Consider the following 16,447-nt stretch of genomic DNA (forward strand, 5'->3'; position numbering starts at 1 on the left):
GTCGTGCCGCAGGGCGGCACGGGTGGGCGCAGCGGCACCCGCCAGCGCGGCGAGCGACACCCACCCCCGGCCAGCCCTCACGCCGCCGCGCTTCAGGCCTGACGCGAGGCCAGTTCCACGACGGTGATGTCAGACGGCGCCCCCACCCGCGTAGGCGGCCCCCAGGCCCCGGCCCCCCGCGTCACATACAGCTGCGTGTCCCCGTACCGCTCCAGCCCCGCCACCGTCGGGTTCGCCGCCGCCGCGAGAAGACTGCCCGGCCACAGCTGCCCCCCGTGCGTGTGCCCGGAGAGCTGAAGGTCCACCCCGTGGTCGACGGCGTCATGGATCTGCACCGGCTGATGCGCGAGCAGCACACACGCACGGGCCCGATCCCGGTCCCCGAGCGCCTTGGCGAAGTCGGGGCCCTGCCCCTCCTCCTCGCCCGCCACGTCATTGACCCCGGCGAGATCGAAGTGCGGCAGCTCGGTGCGCGCGTTCTCCAGCGGGCGCAGGCCCAGACGGCGCACCTCGTCGACCCACTCCTCCGCGCCGGAGAAGTACTCGTGGTTACCGGTGACGAAGTACGCCCCGTGCCGCGCGGACAGCTGGGCCAGGGGCGCCGCCGCCGGTCCGAGGTCCTTGACGCTGCCGTCGACGAGGTCACCGACGACGGCGATGAGGTCGGGCTGCGTGGAGTTGATGGTGTCGACGACCTTCTGGGCGAAGCCCCGTCCCAGCACCGGCCCGAGGTGGATGTCGCTGACGACCGCGATCCGGAACCCGTGCGCCGCGCGCGGCAGCTTGGCCAGCGGCACGGTGACGCGCTTCACACTCGGCCCGTTCAGCACGCCGTAGGTCCCGGCCCCCACGGTCCCGGCGGCCACCACGGCGGCGGTGCCCGCGACGACCCGGGAGACGAACAGACGGCGGGAGGGGTCGGGAACGGTGGCCTCCGGCTCACCCTCGGCCGTCCGCTCGCGCTCACCCTCAGGCTCCCGCTCGGCCTCCGACGGCCCCCCGCCCGCCGGTACCGGCTCCGGCCGCGGTATCCCCGCCGCGACGGCGGGGACGGCGGGCGCCCGGTCCCGCGCCCGCCGCTCCAGGAACCGCCGCAGCAGCGGTCGTACCGCCTCCCCGGCGAGCACCGTGAGCAGCAGGTAGACCGACAGCGCGAGCCACAGGAAGCCCGGCCAGGCGAGCGTGCGCTGGAGCCAGAACGGCGCGCCCGTGCGCTCGGCGACGAGGGTGCCGATGGCCAGCACCCAGCCGCCCGCGATCAGCACCGCGCCCGCGCGGCGGACGGGGCCCGGGGCGCGGGTGGTGTCGCGGAACAGACGGCGCCACAGGTACCAGTTGCCCGTCACCAGGACGGCCAGCGCCACCAGCAGGAAGACGATCACCACGAGTTGAGTACTCCTCGGCTAGGACGCTCGGCTATGACGTACGGCGGGGTGTGTGCACACCGCCATGACGTACGGCGCGGTGTGCGCACACCGCTATGACGTACGGCGCAGTGTGCGCACACCGCGCAACCCGATGCCGCCAATAACAGTCCCCCATACGAAGGAGGCGACGGCCAGCACCAGATGGACCCAGAAATAGGCCGTCGGACTCCCGTCGTCGAACGCGAGCCCACTGCTGTCCTTGATCAGGTTGTTGACGAAAGTGACCCAGATGACCCAGCTCCACGCCCCGAAAGCGAGCAGGAACCAGGAGACGGGGCGGCTGAGTTTCATACGTTCAGTATCACCGCGCGGTGTCCGGATCCTTGGCCGGGGTGGGGACCGGGGTGGGACTTCCCGACGGGTGCCAGGTACGTTCTCGGTCGTGCCCGCACCCATGAAGGCCTCCAGGCGATCCCTGTTGGTCACTTCCGCCGCCTTGTTGTCCTTTTCGCTGTCCCTCTCGGTGACGGCACCCGCCGCGCTCGCCGCGCCCAAGCCGTCACCGAGCGCCTCGGTGACGCCCCCGGCGAACATGTCGACCGTGGGCGGTGAGCAGCTGGGTCGCGCGGGCACCCAGGTCAACCTCGCCTCCGGGGTGCCGGTGCTGCCCAAGGACCTCTCCGCGCGGTCCTGGGTCGTCGCCGACGCCGAGTCCGGCGAGGTGCTCGCGGCGCACAACGCGCACTGGCGGCTGGCCCCGGCGAGCACCCTGAAGATGCTGTTCGCCGACACGCTGCTGCCGAAGTTCCCGAGGACGACCGAGCACGAGGTGGCCCCGTCCGACCTGGCGGGCATCGGCTCCGGCTCCAGCATGGTGGGCATAAAGGAGGACGAGACCTACACCGTCCACGACCTGTGGCTGGGGGTCTTCCTGCGCTCGGGCAACGACGCCGTGCATGTGCTGTCCGCGATGAACGGCGGTGTCAAGAACACCGTCGACGAGATGAACGAGCACGCCGAGGAGTTGCAGGCCCTCGACACGCATGTGATCAGCCCGGACGGCTATGACGCGCCCGGACAGGTCTCGTCCGCCTACGACCTGACGCTGATCGCCCGTTCCGGGCTGCAGAAGAAGGACTTCCGCGAGTACTGCTCGACGCTTCGGGCCAAGTTCCCGGGCGAGACGAAGAAGAACAAGAAGGGGAAGAAGGTCCGGTCGACCTTCGAGATCCAGAACACCAACCGGCTGCTGACCGGCGACGTCGGCATCTCCCAGTACGAGGGCATCGCGGGCGTCAAGAACGGCAACACCACCAACGCGGGCGCGACCTTCACCGGGGTCGCCGAACGCGACGGCAAGGTGCTGCTCGTCACGGTGATGAACCCGCAGAAGGACGAGTACAACCAGGTCTACAAGGAGACCGCGCGCCTGTTCGACTGGGGTTTCAAGGCGGCCGGGAAGGTCGAGCCGGTGGGTGAGCTGGTGCCGCCGAAGGGCGCCGACACGGCCGGGGGCGACGGGCAGCCGAGCGCCCAGCCGGGTGCCAACGCCTCCGGGGAGGCCGGTGGCGCGGGCGCCGGGAACGCGTCGGGCAAGCCGGTGGCGAGCGCCCGGACGTCGGGCTCCAGCGGCATCGGGATAGCCCTGGCCATCACCGGGGGGCTGCTGGTGCTGCTCGCGGGGGGTGCGTTTCTGGTCAACCGCCGCTGGCCGCTGCCCGATCTGGTGCGTCGCCGGAATCGTCCCTGACGCGGTCCTCGTCGGGGTGCCCGGCGTCGTCGGTCTCCTTGCTCGGCGTCGCCGTCCAGGCCGCGCAGAACAGCACCAGCTTCGAGGTGAAGTTGATCCACAGCAGCAGCGCGACCGGCACCCCGAACGCGCCGTACATGCTCTTCGCGGCCACGCCCTGCATATAGCCGCTCAGCAGCAGCTTCAGCAGCTCGAACCCGATCGCCCCGACCAGCGCGCCGACGATCAGCCGACGCCGGGTCGGCTGGACGCCGGGCAGCAGGGTGAGGACGTAGAGCAGGAGCAGGAAGTCGGCGAGCACGGCGACGGCGAACGCGGCGATCTGCAGCAGGACGCTCCCGAAGCCCTGTTCCTCCAGGCCGAGTTGGCGGGCCGACCAGCCGACGGTGGCGGAGGCGACGGCGGACGCCACCAGGGTGACCAGCAGGGCGCCGCCCAGGCCGACCAGGATGCCCGCGTCCTTGGCCTTGCCCAGCAGCGGGTTGTCCTCCTCGTCCGGCAGTTCCCACACCGCGCGCAGGCACTCCCGGGTCGAGCCGACCCAGCCGATGCCGGTGACCAGCAGCAGGACGCCCGCGATGAGACCGATGGTCCCGGCGTTGTCGACCAGGCTGTCGATGTTCAACTGGTCGGAGATGCCCGGGACCTGCTCGGCGATCTTGTCCTCCAGCTCCTGCTGCCGGGCGGCGCTGAGCGTGCCCGCGGCGACGGCCGCGGCGACGGTGAGCAGCGGGAACAGCGCGACGAAGCTGGTGAACGTCATCGCGGCGGCCAGCCGCGTCCACTTCACCCGGTCCAGCCGTTCGTACGACCGCCACGCGTGCGTGTCCATCAGGCGCGTGGCCCAGGGTCCGACGACGGGGAGGTTCTTCAGCCAGTCCATGATCCGACTCTGCCCTCCTTCCGGGAGCCCGATGTTCCGGGTGGCCCGGATCCAGGTACCGGTGCGGGTGCCCCGGAACGGGGGAATGCTGCCGCCCTGACCAGGACCGTCAGCGTTTCACACCTGATCGTCCCGGTATGGGCGATACGGTCACCGGCATGTCTGCCGACACCGTTCGACTGATCCGGCCCCGGACGTACGAGGAGACCGTGACCGCCGTCCAGCGCTGCGGGGCCCGTGGGGGCATCGCGCGGGGCCTGGGACGGGCCCCCGGGGACGCCGCGCGGAACGCGGGCGGCGCGGTGCTCGACATGACCGGCCTGGACCGCATCCACGCCGTCGACGCCGACGACGGGACCGTGCTGTGCGACGCGGGCGTGCCCCTGCACCGGCTGGCGGAGGCGCTGTTGCCGCTCGGCTGGTTCCCGCCGGTACTGCCCGGCACCCGCTCCACGACGGTCGGCGGGGCCATCGGCGCCGACGTCCACGGCCGGAACCATCCCGTCGCAGGTTCCTTCGCCCGCCATGTGCTGGCGCTGGAACTGCTCACCGCGGACGGCCGGATCGTGAGCGCGCTCCCGGGCACCGACCTGTTCGACGCCACCACCGGCGGCCTGGGCCTGACCGGGGTGATCCTCACCGCGACCCTGCGGCTCCAGCCGGTCGAGACGGCCCTGATGTCCGTCGACACCGAACGCGCCACCGACCTCGACGATCTGCTGACCCGGATGACCGCCACCGGCCACCCGTACACGTCCGCCCGGATCGACCCGCTGGCGCGGGGCGCGGCGACGGGCCGCGCGGTGCTGACCCGCGCCGACCACGCACCGCCGACGGCCCTGCGCGGGGGCACGCGCGCGTGGCGGGACGCACTGGCCCCCGGGGCGGCCCTCCGCACCCGCCCCCGGCTTCCGGCGGGCCTGCTCGGCCGCCACGCCATGAGCCTGCGCAACGAGCTGTGGTACCGCGCGGCACCCCGCGCCCGCACCGGCCGCCTCCAGCGCGTCCCCGCCTTCTTCCACCCGGGGGACGGGGCCCGCGTCCCCGCCTTCTTCCACCCGGGGGACGGGGCCCGCGTCCCCGCCTTCTTCCGCCCGGGGGACGGGGCCCGCGGCGGCGCCGTCCGCTACCAGTTCGCCCTCCCCTACGGCGAGGAGGAGACCCTGCGCCGGATCGTGCGCTGGGTGTCCGGGCGCCGTTGCCCGTCCTTCCCGGCGGTCCTCACCCGCTTCGGCGAGGCCGACCCGGGCTGGCTGTCCTTCCCCGTGCCCGGCTGGGGGCTGGCCCTCGATCTGCCCCCGGGGCTGCCCGGACTCGCCGCGTTCCTCGACGCGCTGGACGAGGAGGTCGCCCGGGCGGGCGGACGGGTCTGCCTGGCCAAGGACGCGCGGCTGCGGCCCGACCTGCTCGCCGCGATGTATCCGCGCCTGGCCGACTTCCGCGCCCTGCGCGCGGAACTGGACCCGCGCGCCCTGTTCACCTCGGACCTGTCCCGCCGCCTCGGTCTCTGACCTCTTCCCTCCCCCCGCCAAGGAGTTGTCGTCGTGAAGGACGCCTTCGGTCTGCCCCAGTCCCTGCTCGTGCTCGGCGGTACCTCCGAGATCGCCCTGGCCACCGCCCGCCGTCTGATCACCCGCCGCACCCGCACGGTGTGGCTGGCCGGGCGCCCCTCCCCGGCCCTGGAAGCGGCGGCCGGACGACTGCGCGCGCGGGGTGCCGAGGTGCACACCGTCGCCTTCGACGCCCTCGACCCGGAATCCCATGAGACGGTGCTCGGCAAGGTCTTCGCCGAGGGCGACGTCGACCTGGTGCTGCTCGCCTTCGGTGTCCCCGGCGACCAGGCGCACGACGAGCGGGACCCGGCGAGCGCGGTCCGGGTCGCGCAGACCAACTACACCGGCGCGGTCTCCGCGAGCCTGGTGAGCGCCCGCGCACTCCAGGCGCAGGGGCATGGCTCCCTGGTGGTGCTGTCGTCCGTCGCCGGTGAGCGGGCCCGGCGCGCCGACTTCATCTACGGCTCCAGCAAGGCGGGCCTGGACACCTTCGCGCAGGGCCTGGGCGACGCGCTGCACGGCACCGGCGTGCACGTCATGGTCGTACGCCCCGGAGTGGTGCTGCGTCCCGGAGCCGCCCGCTCGAAGCTGATCGGCGGTCTGCCCGAGGCGCCGCTCGCCACCACCCCGGAGGCCGTCGCCACGGCCATCGAGCTGGGGCTGCGCTGCCGCTCGGAGACGGTGTGGGTGCCGGGCTCGCTACGGCTGCTGATGTCGGCGCTGCGGCACCTGCCCCGCGGGGTGTTCCGGCGGCTGCCGGTTCAGTAGCGGTCGGCGCGCTGGGTGCTGCCGCGTTCCGCGGGCGCCGAGGCCTGCGGGGGCACCACCGGGCCGCCGAAGGTGAACTCCCGCAGCTTGCGCCACACACCGTCGGCGCCCTGTTCGTAGAGGGCGAACCCGGTGCAGGGCCACTCGGCCTCGTAGTCGGCGAGTTCCTCGTAGGCCCGGTCCATGGCCTCCTCGGGGATGCCGTGGGCCACGGTGACATGCGGGTGGTAGGGGAACTGCAGCTCCCGGGCGACCGGCCCGGAGGCGTCCCGGACCTGCTTCTGGAGCCAGGCGCAGGCGTCGCCGCCCTCCACGACCTGCACGAACACCACCGGTGACAGCGGCCGGAAGGTGCCGGTGCCGGACAGCCGCATCGGGAAGGGGCGCCCGGCCGCCGCGACCTCGGTGAGATGCGTCTCGATCGCGGGCAGCAGCGCGTCGTCGACCTCCGTCGGCGGCAGCAGGGTGACATGCGTGGGGATGCCGTGAGCCGCGGCGTCGCCGAAGCCCGCGCGCCGCTGCTGGAGCAGGCTGCCGTGCGGCTCCGGGACCGCGATCGACACCCCGATCGTTACGGTCCCCACGTCGTCTCCTGTCGTCCTGGTGGTGAGCAGGGGCGGCCGCTGGTACGGCCGTCCGGCTTTCGACTGTACGGCCACGGCCATGCTCGGGGCAGGCGCAGCCGGAGTGATGTGCAGCGCTGTCCGGTGCACCGTGGCGCGCTGGTGCACGGGTGTGGGGGGGTGAGAGGCGGACCGCTCCGGCGCTCAGTGCTTGGCCGGGAGGAAGCCCACCTTGTCGTACGCCTGCGCCAGCGTCTCCGCGGCGACGGCGCGGGCCTTCTCCGCGCCCTTGGCCAGGATCGAGTCGAGCGTCTCCGGGTCGTCCAGATACTGCTGGGTGCGCTCCCGGAACGGCGTCACGAAGTCGACCATGACCTCGGCGAGGTCCGTCTTGAGCGCACCGTAGCCCTTCCCCGTGTACTTCTCCTCCAGTTCGCCGATTCCCGCCCCGGTGAGGGTGGAGTAGATGGAGAGGAGGTTGCTCACACCGGGTTTGTTCTCCGCGTCGTAGCGGATGACGGTGTCGGTGTCGGTGACCGCGCTCCTGACCTTCTTCGCGGTGGCCTTGGGGTCGTCGAGGAGGTTGATGAGGCCCTTCGGCGTGGACGCCGACTTGCTCATCTTGATCGACGGGTCCTGGAGGTCGTAGATCTTCGCCGTCTCCTTGAGGATGTACGGCTTGGGGATGGTGAAGGTCTCACCGAAGCGCCCGTTGAACCGCTCGGCGAGGTCGCGGGTCAGCTCGATGTGCTGGCGCTGGTCCTCACCGACCGGCACCTCGTTGGCCTGGTACAGCAGGATGTCGGCGACCTGGAGGACCGGGTAGGTGAACAGCCCGACCGACGCGCGCTCGGCGCCCTGCTTGGCGGACTTGTCCTTGAACTGGGTCATCCGGCTGGCCTCCCCGAAGCCGGTGAGGCAGTTCATGATCCAGCCGAGCTGGGCGTGCTCGGGGACATGGCTCTGGACGAACAGCGTGCACCGCTCGGGGTCCAGGCCCGCGGCCAGCAGCTGGGCCACGGCGAGCCGGGTGTTGGCCCGCAGCTCCTTCGGGTCCTGCGGGACCGTGATCGCGTGCAGGTCGACGACCATGTAGAACGCGTCGTGGGTCTCCTGGAGCGCCACCCACTGGCGGACGGCGCCGAGGTAGTTGCCGAGGTGGAACGAGCCTGCGGTGGGCTGGATTCCGGAGAGCACGCGAGGTCGGTCAGAGGCCATGCTCATCATTCTCTCATTGCCCGCGGCCCTTCTGGGGCATGGGGATTCCCCTCCCACGGGGCGCTCGGGTCTACCCCGCCAGCACCACCCGCAGCTGGTCCAGCCCCCAGTCCAGGTCCTCCTCGCTGATCACCAGCGGGGGCGCGATACGGATCGTCGAGCCATGGGTGTCCTTGACCAGGACGCCCCGGTCCATGAGGCGCTCGGAGACCTCGCGGCCCGTGCCGTACGCGCGGGCGATGTCCACGCCCGCCCAGAGGCCGCGGCCCCGCACCGCCGTGATCCGGCCGGTGTCGGCGAGGGCGTGCAGTTCCCGGTGCAGGTGTGCGCCCAGCTCGGTGGCGCGCGCCTGGTACTCGCCGGAGCGCAGCATCGCGATCACCTCCAGCGCCACCGCGCAGGCCAGCGGGTTCCCGCCGAAGGTCGAGCCGTGCTCGCCGGGCCGGAACACCCCGAGCACCTCCGCCGACGACACCACCGCCGACACCGGCAGGATGCCGCCGCCGAGCGCCTTGCCCAGCACATACACATCCGGCACCACGCCCTCGTGCTCGCAGGCGAAGGTCCGTCCCGTGCGGCCGAGGCCCGACTGGATCTCGTCCGCCATGAACAGCACGTTCCGCTCGCGGGTCAGCCGCCGCACCGCCGGGAGATAGCCCTCCGGCGGGACGATCACCCCCGACTCGCCCTGGATCGGCTCCAGCAGCACCGCCACCGTGTTCTCCGCGAGCGCCTGCCGCATCGCCGTGAGATCGCCGTACGGCACGATCTCGAAGCCGGGCGTGTACGGCCCGTAGTCGGCGCGGGCCTCCGGGTCGGTGGAGAAGCTGATCACCGTGGTCGTGCGGCCGTGGAAGTTGCCGCCCGCCACCACGATCTTCGCCATCTCCGCGGGCACGCCCTTGATCCGGTACCCCCATTTGCGGGCCGTCTTCACCGCCGTCTCCACGGCCTCCGCGCCGGTGTTCATCGGCAGCACCGTCTCCATGCCGCACAGCTCGGCCAGTTGGGCGCAGAACGCCGGGAACCGGTCGTGGTGGAAGGCCCGCGACGTCAGCGTCACCCGCTGCAGCTGGGCCCGCGCCGCGTCGAGCAGCCGACGGTTGCCGTGCCCGAAGTTGAGCGCCGAGTAACCGGCCAGCAGGTCCAGGTACCGGCGTCCCTCCACATCCGTCATCCACGCCCCGTCGGCCGTGGACACGACCACCGGCAGCGGATGGTAATTGTGCGCGCTGTGCGCCTCGGCGGCGGCGATGAGGTCTTCCGTAGCGGTCACGGCAGCTCCACGAGGTCAGCCGGAAGGTCGGCCAGAGGGTGATCCAGAACGCGAGTCGGCACACCAGGCCTACCCCTTTCCCGCCACGCTCGCATGCTGGACGAGGGAACCTGCCCGTACGGCGTGCCCGGTAGGCTGATCCATGGGCCGTGACTGGCGCGCTGGGATGGGACCGACCATCGGGGAGCGGCCTGCGAGAGCGAGTGCCGTGCGCCTGGGCCGAACCGTGAACCGTGACCACGCCGAAAAGCCACGCCGACCGGAGGCCGACATGCCAGACCAGCCCCTCTCCCCCGAGTCCACCGCCTACCGCGCCGCCCTCGATGTGATCCGCGCCGTGGAGCCGCGGGTCGCCGACGCCATCGGCCAGGAGGTGTCCGACCAGCGCGAGATGCTCAAGCTGATCGCCTCCGAGAACTACGCCTCCCCGGCCACCCTGCTGGCGATGGGCAACTGGTTCAGCGACAAGTACGCCGAGGGCACCATCGGCCGCCGCTTCTACGCGGGCTGCCGCAACGTGGACACCGTGGAGTCCCTCGCCGCCGAGCACGCCAGGGAACTCTTCGGCGCCCGCCACGCCTACGTCCAGCCGCACTCCGGCATCGACGCCAACCTGGTCGCCTTCTGGTCCGTCCTCGCCCAGCGCGTCGAGACCCCCGCGCTGGAGAAGGCGGGCGTCCGCCAGGTCAACGACCTCTCCGACGCCGACTGGGCCGAACTGCGCCAGGCCTTCGGCAACCAGCGCATGCTCGGCATGTCCCTGGACGCCGGTGGCCACCTCACCCACGGCTTCCGCCCGAACATCTCCGGCAAGATGTTCGACCAACGCTCCTACGGCACCGACCCCGCCACCGGCCTCATCGACTACGAGGCGCTGCGGACCTCCGCCCGGGAGTTCCGGCCGCTGATCATCGTCGCCGGTTACTCCGCCTACCCCCGGCTGGTGAACTTCCGCGTCATGCGGGAGATCGCCGACGAGGTCGGCGCCACCCTCATGGTCGACATGGCGCACTTCGCCGGTCTGGTCGCCGGAAAGGTCCTCACCGGCGACTTCGACCCGGTGCCGCACGCCCAGATCGTCACCACCACCACCCACAAGTCGCTGCGCGGCCCGCGCGGCGGCATGGTCCTGTGCGACGACTCCCTCAAGGACCAGGTGGACCGGGGCTGCCCGATGGTCCTCGGCGGCCCGCTCCCGCATGTGATGGCGGCCAAGGCGGTGGCCCTGGCGGAGGCGCGGCAGGACTCCTTCCGCGGCTACGCCCAGCGCATCGTCGACAACTCCCGCGCGCTGGCCGAGGGGCTGATGCGGCGCGGCGCCACGCTCGTCACCGGCGGCACCGACAACCACCTCAACCTGATCGACGTGGCCTCCTCCTACGGCCTCACCGGCCGCCAGGCCGAGGCCGCCCTCCTCGAGTCCGGCATCGTCACCAACCGCAACGCCATCCCGGCCGACCCCAACGGCGCCTGGTACACCTCCGGCATCCGCATCGGCACCCCCGCCCTGACCACCCGTGGTCTGGGCACCGCCGAGATGGACGAGGTCGCCGGTCTCATCGACCGCGTCCTGACCACCACCGAGCCCGGCACCACCAGCAAGGGCACGCCCTCCAAGGCCCAGCACGTCATCGACCCGAAGACCGCCGTCGAGATCTCCCGCCGGGCCACCGACCTGGTCGCCGGTTTCCCGCTGTACCCCGAGATCGACCTCGGCTGAGCCCTCACCGGGCCCGTCGGGCATCCGGTCACACATCCCGTAGCTCCTGCCTCGGTCCCGGCTCCGGCCGGGGCCGGTGCGAGCGGTTCACCGCGAGCGGGCGCAGCAGCAACGCCAGTACGGCACCGGCTGCCGCGCCCGGCAGGGCCCACCACCAGCCGTCGTCCCCACCGCCCCGGCCGTCCGTCGCGGAGGCGGCGGCCAGGGAGGGCGATGCGGTGACCGTCCCGCCCGGCTGACCCGCCGCGGCCGTCTCGGTGCTCTCGGGTGCGGGCGGGGCCGCCGCCGGGTCCTTGGCCGTCCCCATCACCCCGAGCCGCTCCAGCAGGGCCCGCAGCTCGGCGGGCTGCTTGGCGCGATGCCAGGCGCCGGTCCACTGCGGGGGGTTGGTCGAGGTGTGGATCCAGAGGGACGAACCCCCGGCGGGGACATGGACGCGGCTCATCCGCCAGGGGTCTATGTCGTGCACCATCCAGGTGACATTGATCTGCCTGGACCTCACCAGCTCGGAGTCGGAGGGCCGCTCCGCGCTGCCCCCGGCCCGCTCGCCCAGCAGGCGGTCCAACTCGGCGTACTCCTTGTCGGAGTAGTACAGAGCCGCCGTCTCACGGCTCTCCGGCGACACCACGAGCGCGCTCGTCGGCCCACCGGCCGCCGCGCCCGGCGCACACCACCACACCACCAGCCATGACAGCACCAACGCCGTCACCACCGACGCCAGCTGACGCGCCGACCAGCTCTCCCCACGTCGCACGAGCATGCCCATACCAGCCCCCTGCCGAGTGATCCCCTGAACCCTCGCGGCCCGTCCGCGGGCCGCGTGTCACTTCTGGTACACCGCCCGGCCCGCCGGGGTTCCCACCCCGCCCCGACTTCCTACGGCCGCGGAACGGACCTCGCGATCTCCACCGCCCGCTCCTCCGACGGCACGCCCTCCAGCCGCAGCGTCACCACGCCGCCCTCCGGGGCGGAACGGGTCCACAGCAGCGTCGGGCCCGCGGTGCGCTTGACGCGGGTGTACAGGTCGCCGTCCGGGTCCACCAGCCAGTAGGCCAGCCGGTGCGGGCGGGCGAACCACAGGGCCGGATTCGAAGGGTCGTCGCCGAGTTGGAGCCACTGCGGCTGCTCCCGCACCGTCTTGGCGAAGCCGACGTCGAGGCGGGCCGGGTGCTCGTCCAGCCGTATCGTGCGCCCCCGCTCCCGCCAGCACAGGGTCACCAGGAACCGCCCCTGCGGCTCCCGGCTCACCGACACCGCGTCCGGAGCGCCCAGCGCGTCCGGCACCACCGGCCGGAACCCCGCCTCACGCTCGGCCCGGGCCAGCGACACCGACCGGCCACAGCCGGGCACCTCGGCGGGGGTGGGCGGCGGCGCCGAGGGGTCGTAGCGCACCTCGATGCCGCCGAAGCCGAACCAGTCGACGACCGCGGCCCGCACCGGGGGCGTGAGCACGAGCACCGTCAGCAGCCCGCACAGCAGCGCCGTCAGCGAACGCCACCGCGCCCGCGTCCACCGCCGCACCTGCCGCAGCCGCGCACCGGCATCCGCGGCGCCGCCGACCGGCTCCGGCACCGGCACCTGCTCGGCCAGTATCCGCTCCAGCACCCGCTCGACCATCGACTCCGCCGCGCCGTCCCCGGGCCGGTCCAGCGACCGCCCCAGCGCCCGCAGCTCCTCCGGCAGCCGGGAGGCACCCTCGCGGTCCGGCTCGCGCCCCTCACTCACCCTCGTCACCCCCTTCCCGTCCTCCCCGTCCTCCCCGTCCTTCAGGTCCTCCCCGTCCTCCCCGAGGCTCGAAGTCCGGCAGCAGTCGGCCCAGCTTGCGCAGGGCGCGGTTCAGCCGGGACTTCACCGTGCCACGGGGCCAGCCGAGGGCCTCGGCCGTCTCGGACTCGTCCATCTCCAGCAGATAGCGGTAGGTGACGACCAGGCGGTGTTCCTCGCCCAGCTGCTCCAGGGCGGACAGCAGGGCCGCGCGGCGCTCGGTCTCCAGGGTGGCGACCGCCGGGTCCGCGGACTCGGGTATCAGCGGCTCGGCCTCAACGTACGCCGCCTCCCGGCCCGCGAGCGTGCGCTGCCGGGCCGCCGTGCGCATGCTGTTCCTCGCCTCGTTGGCGACGATCGACAGCAGCCACGGCTTGAACGCCGCGCCGTCCCTGAACCGGCCCAGCGCGCAGTACGCCTTGACGAAGGCCTGCTGCACCACGTCCTCCGCGTCCGCTCCCGCCCCGAGCGCGGTGGCCGCCCGCAGTGCGATGCCCGTATGGGCGCGCACCAGCTCCGCGTACGCCTCCGGCTCTCCGGCGCGTACGCGTGCGATCACCGCGGCCTCATCGACGATGCGGCCCCCCTCCCGCGTCCTCACACACTTGGTACACCGCCGAAGGCCCACCGGTTCCCACCCGGCGCCCACGACTTTCCACAGCACCCCCGCCACCACCCCACACGGCCCCGGCCACCGCGCGCCCCCCGCTCCCCGGTGTGAGACTGCAGTGCGGCGCACCACACCTGGCACGGGCGGCGCGAAGGAAGGAGACGAGGTGGGAATGCCGACGCCCGAGGGCGGCATGCTGGAGGAGTTCCTCGCCGATCCGGGCAACTTCGCGCTGGACCTGGGCACGGTCATCGCACGCTGCTCCGCGGCCCTGGGGCTGCAGCACTCCGTGGTCTACCTCGCCGACATCCAGCAGCGTCAGCTGCTGAAGATGACCGACACCGCCTCGGCCCTGTCCATCGACGACACCCTGGCGGGCTGGTGCTACCGCACCCAGGCGCTCCGGGTGGAGGAGTCCGACCCGGGCGGCATGACGGCCTGGTTCCCGCTGCTGGACGGCGCCGAGCGGCTGGGCGTGCTCGCCGTGCACGCGCCCGCGCTCACCCCGGTGGTCCTGCGCCGCGGCCGGGCCCTCGCCTCGCTGCTGGCCATAATGATCACCTCCAAGCGGGCGTACAAGGACTCCTTCGTACGACGGACCCGTACCGAACCGATGCACCTGCCCGCCGAGATGCTGCGCGCCTTCCTGCCGCCGCGCACGATCGGCACCGCGCACGTGGTGTCGACGGCCGTGCTCGAACCGGCCTACGACATCGGCGGTGACGCCTTCGACCACTCCCTCACCGAGACGACCCTGCACACGGCGGTGCTGGACGCCATGGGCCACAACCTCGCCTCGGGCCTGACGACCGCCGTCTCGCTGGCCGCCTGCCGCAACGCGCGCCGCACCGGGGCGAACCTGCCCGAGCTGGTGACCTGCGTCGACGACGCGCTGGCGGCGTGGCTGCCGGACCAGTTCTGCACCGGGGTGATCACCCAGCTGGACCTGGCCACCGGGGTGCTGCGCTGGATGAACTGCGGGCATCCGGCGCCGCTGCTGATCCGGGACGAGCTGCCGATGATCGACGAGATGGCGCGCCAGCCGGACCCGCCGATGGGGCTGCCGTTCCTGCTCGCCGGGCGGCCCCGGCAGACCCACGAGATCACCCTCGAACCGGGCGACCGGGTGCTGATGTACACGGACGGCGTCACCGAGGCGCGCACCCGGGAGGGCGAGGAGTTCGGCCTCCAGCGCTTCGCCGACTCCATCATCCGGGCGACCGCCGCGGGGGAACTCGCCCCGGAGGTGCTGCGCCGTCTGATCCACTCCATCCTGGACGCCCAGCACAACCGGCTCCGCGACGACGCGACGATCCTGATGTTCGAGTGGTGGCCGCCGTCGCAGTAACAGCCTCAGAGGATCACATGCGGCAGGAAACGCGCGTACTCGTCCGTGACCAGCCCGGACGACTCCCGGATGCCGAGCCCCGCCGCCTCGTCCTCGACGACCCACGCCCCGAGAACGACCCGGTTGCCGTCGAAGTCGGGCAGCGGGGCCAGTTCCTGGTAGCAGCAGGGCTCCCCGCGCACCACGGGATCCGCGCCCGGTGCGTGGACCGTCACGCCCGCGCCCTCCCTGCCGAGCAGCGGCTTGGCGACGTAACCGGTGGTCGTGGCCAGGTCGCGGGGGCCGTCGAGATAGGCGGGGAGGAGGTGCGGGTGCCCCGGGTACAGCTCCCAGAGGACGGCCAGGAGGGCCTTGTTGCTGAGCAGCATCTTCCAGGCGGGCTCGATCCAGAGGGTGGAGCCCGTGCCGCCGCCGTTGTCGAGGGTGGCGAGGACGTGGGGCGCGAAGCGGTCCGTGGTCAGCCACTCCCAGGGGTAGAGCTTGAAGCAACTGCGGATGAAGCGCAGCCGGTTGTCGACGAAGCGGCCGGACAGCCGGTCCCAGCCGATCTCCTCCATGGAGATCCAGTCGGTGTCCAGGCCCGCCTGCTCGGCGGTCTCCTTGAGGTAGGCGACGGTCATCAGGTCCTCGCCGAGTTCGTCGGCGGAGGAGTGCGCGAAGTACAGCGGGCTGCCCGGCTGGAGCAGTCCGGCCTGGTTCCCCCAGGCGGCGACGAGGCGTTCGTGCAGGGAGTTCCACTGATCGGCGCCGGGGAAGCGCTCCTCCATCCAGAACCACTGCGGGGAGGCGGCCTCGACCAGCGACGTGGGCGTGTCGGCGTTGTACTCCAGCAGCTTGGCCGGACCGGTGCCGTCGTGGCGCAGGTCGAAGCGGCCGTACACGGAGGGGAGTTCGGCGCGCCGGTGCCAGGCCTCGGCGACGGCGCGGGCCACGCGCGGGTCGGTGATCCCGAGGTCAGCGAAGCGGTTCGCCTCGACGATGTGCGCGGCGGCGGCGAGACACATGCGGTGCAGTTCCTCGACGACCTCCTCCAGCGCCTCGACCTCCGCCAGGGAGAAGACGTAGTAGGCGCTCTCGTCCCAGTAGGGGCGCAGGGAGTCGTCGGGGTAGCGCGTGAGCGGGTAGATGAGCCCCTGCTCCTCGACGGTCTGCTGCCAGCCGGGGCGGGGTTCGATCGTGCGGCGTTCCATGGGATACGACGGGATTCGACGGGGATGGATGCGGCGGGATGCGAGGGGATGCGACCGGTCAGCCGCCGCCGCTGCCCGAGCAGCCGAAGCCGCCCCGGTCGACGGCCTCGCTACGGCTGAAGGTGCCGTACTCGGCGTAGCCGCCGCTCACTTCGGCGTCGTAGTACCAGGCGGCGTCGCCACCGTTCCGCTTCTTGCCGCCCTTCCCGTACGAACCCGCGGAGCCGGACGACGACGAGCAGTTCTTGTCGGCGATGACCTTGTAGCCGTCCCAGGTGTAGCTGTCGCGGTCGACACAGCGGCGGTCGGGGTCGGAGCCGCAGGAGGTCAGGGCCGCCGCGACGACGCCCATTCCGCCGAGCACCACGGTGCTGGACCGTAGCCGACGCCGTGTTTCCGCCATGTCCCCGTCTCCCCGAATCCGTGTCTGCGCGCGG

Annotated in this window: 16 protein-coding genes and 1 riboswitch; of the genes, 5 read left to right on the plus strand and 11 right to left on the minus strand. The window is 72.4% G+C overall.

Features of this window, described 5'->3' with window-relative positions; translation table 11 throughout:
- Nucleotides 1-92: 92 nt before the first annotated feature.
- Entirely contained in the window at nucleotides 93-1,385 is a 1,293-nt protein-coding gene (locus ACFVQG_RS21350; protein WP_383385406.1) for a metallophosphoesterase, read from the minus strand.
- Between the two features lie 93 nt (nucleotides 1,386-1,478).
- Nucleotides 1,479-1,718 carry an SCO4848 family membrane protein gene (locus tag ACFVQG_RS21355; protein WP_383385408.1) on the minus strand — a complete coding sequence of 80 codons (240 nt, stop codon included), beginning with the start codon at nucleotides 1,716-1,718 and terminating at the stop codon, nucleotides 1,479-1,481.
- 91 nt (nucleotides 1,719-1,809) lie between these two features.
- On the opposite strand from ACFVQG_RS21355, the gene ACFVQG_RS21360 reads away from it, so the two are divergent.
- Nucleotides 1,810-3,117, plus strand: a complete 1,308-nt coding sequence (locus ACFVQG_RS21360; protein WP_383385411.1) for a D-alanyl-D-alanine carboxypeptidase family protein — start codon at nucleotides 1,810-1,812, stop codon at nucleotides 3,115-3,117.
- Here ACFVQG_RS21360 and ACFVQG_RS21365 read toward each other — a convergent pair.
- Nucleotides 3,065-4,000 carry a YihY/virulence factor BrkB family protein gene (locus ACFVQG_RS21365; RefSeq protein WP_383385414.1) on the minus strand — a complete coding sequence of 312 codons (936 nt, stop codon included), beginning with the start codon at nucleotides 3,998-4,000 and terminating at the stop codon, nucleotides 3,065-3,067. The two genes, ACFVQG_RS21360 and ACFVQG_RS21365, sit on opposite strands and share 53 nt — an antisense overlap.
- 158 nt (nucleotides 4,001-4,158) lie before the next feature.
- Between ACFVQG_RS21365 and ACFVQG_RS21370 the strand changes: the two genes are divergently transcribed.
- Nucleotides 4,159-5,511 (plus strand): FAD-binding protein, encoded by a 1,353-nt coding sequence (locus tag ACFVQG_RS21370; protein WP_383385417.1) that lies wholly within the window; start codon nucleotides 4,159-4,161, stop codon nucleotides 5,509-5,511.
- A 33-nt stretch (nucleotides 5,512-5,544) separates the two neighbouring features.
- Complete coding sequence (locus ACFVQG_RS21375) at nucleotides 5,545-6,321, plus strand: decaprenylphospho-beta-D-erythro-pentofuranosid-2-ulose 2-reductase (protein ID WP_383385420.1); 777 nt, start codon at nucleotides 5,545-5,547, stop codon at nucleotides 6,319-6,321.
- On the opposite strand, the gene ACFVQG_RS21380 is transcribed toward ACFVQG_RS21375, so the two are convergent.
- The 3 genes from ACFVQG_RS21380 to rocD form a co-directional block, all read right to left on the minus strand.
- Nucleotides 6,315-6,905, minus strand: a complete 591-nt coding sequence (locus tag ACFVQG_RS21380; protein WP_383385423.1) for a 2'-5' RNA ligase family protein — start codon at nucleotides 6,903-6,905, stop codon at nucleotides 6,315-6,317. The two genes, ACFVQG_RS21375 and ACFVQG_RS21380, sit on opposite strands and share 7 nt — an antisense overlap.
- Nucleotides 6,906-7,088: 183 nt before the next feature.
- Entirely contained in the window at nucleotides 7,089-8,102 is a 1,014-nt protein-coding gene (gene trpS, locus ACFVQG_RS21385) for a tryptophan--tRNA ligase (RefSeq protein WP_383385426.1), read from the minus strand.
- A 70-nt stretch (nucleotides 8,103-8,172) separates the two neighbouring features.
- Nucleotides 8,173-9,378, minus strand: a complete 1,206-nt coding sequence (gene rocD, locus ACFVQG_RS21390; RefSeq protein ID WP_383385429.1) for an ornithine--oxo-acid transaminase — start codon at nucleotides 9,376-9,378, stop codon at nucleotides 8,173-8,175.
- 139 nt (nucleotides 9,379-9,517) lie between these two features.
- Nucleotides 9,518-9,605: riboswitch (ZMP/ZTP riboswitch) on the plus strand.
- A 44-nt stretch (nucleotides 9,606-9,649) separates the two neighbouring features.
- Here rocD and ACFVQG_RS21395 point away from each other — a divergent pair.
- Nucleotides 9,650-11,098 (plus strand): glycine hydroxymethyltransferase, encoded by a 1,449-nt coding sequence (locus ACFVQG_RS21395; protein WP_383385432.1) that lies wholly within the window; start codon nucleotides 9,650-9,652, stop codon nucleotides 11,096-11,098.
- A gap of 28 nt (nucleotides 11,099-11,126) precedes the next feature.
- Here the strand turns inward: ACFVQG_RS21395 and ACFVQG_RS21400 are convergent, their stop codons facing one another.
- From ACFVQG_RS21400 to ACFVQG_RS21410, 3 genes are all read right to left on the minus strand, one after another.
- Entirely contained in the window at nucleotides 11,127-11,858 is a 732-nt protein-coding gene (locus ACFVQG_RS21400; protein ID WP_383385435.1) for a hypothetical protein, read from the minus strand.
- Nucleotides 11,859-11,974: 116 nt separating this feature from the next.
- Nucleotides 11,975-12,823, minus strand: coding sequence for a hypothetical protein (locus tag ACFVQG_RS21405; protein ID WP_383385438.1), 849 nt, complete (start codon nucleotides 12,821-12,823; stop codon nucleotides 11,975-11,977).
- Nucleotides 12,816-13,421 carry an RNA polymerase sigma factor gene (locus ACFVQG_RS21410; RefSeq protein ID WP_383385441.1) on the minus strand — a complete coding sequence of 202 codons (606 nt, stop codon included), beginning with the start codon at nucleotides 13,419-13,421 and terminating at the stop codon, nucleotides 12,816-12,818. The genes ACFVQG_RS21405 and ACFVQG_RS21410 overlap by 8 nt, the downstream gene beginning before the upstream one ends.
- Nucleotides 13,422-13,644: 223 nt before the next feature.
- On the opposite strand from ACFVQG_RS21410, the gene ACFVQG_RS21415 reads away from it, so the two are divergent.
- A complete protein-coding gene (locus ACFVQG_RS21415; protein ID WP_383385444.1) occupies nucleotides 13,645-14,820 on the plus strand; it encodes a PP2C family protein-serine/threonine phosphatase in 1,176 nt (391 codons plus the stop codon).
- 5 nt (nucleotides 14,821-14,825) lie between these two features.
- Here ACFVQG_RS21415 and ACFVQG_RS21420 read toward each other — a convergent pair whose 3' ends face one another.
- A complete protein-coding gene (locus ACFVQG_RS21420) occupies nucleotides 14,826-16,010 on the minus strand; it encodes a glutathionylspermidine synthase family protein (RefSeq protein WP_383385447.1) in 1,185 nt (394 codons plus the stop codon).
- A 58-nt stretch (nucleotides 16,011-16,068) separates the two neighbouring features.
- Nucleotides 16,069-16,413: a hypothetical protein gene (locus ACFVQG_RS21425; RefSeq protein ID WP_383385449.1), complete on the minus strand. Its 345-nt coding sequence runs from the start codon at nucleotides 16,411-16,413 to the stop codon at nucleotides 16,069-16,071.
- Nucleotides 16,414-16,447 lie beyond the last annotated feature (34 nt).

Origin of the sequence: Streptomyces sp. NPDC057877, from assembly GCF_042796855.1 — a bacterium.
Taxonomy (GTDB): domain Bacteria; phylum Actinomycetota; class Actinomycetes; order Streptomycetales; family Streptomycetaceae; genus Streptomyces.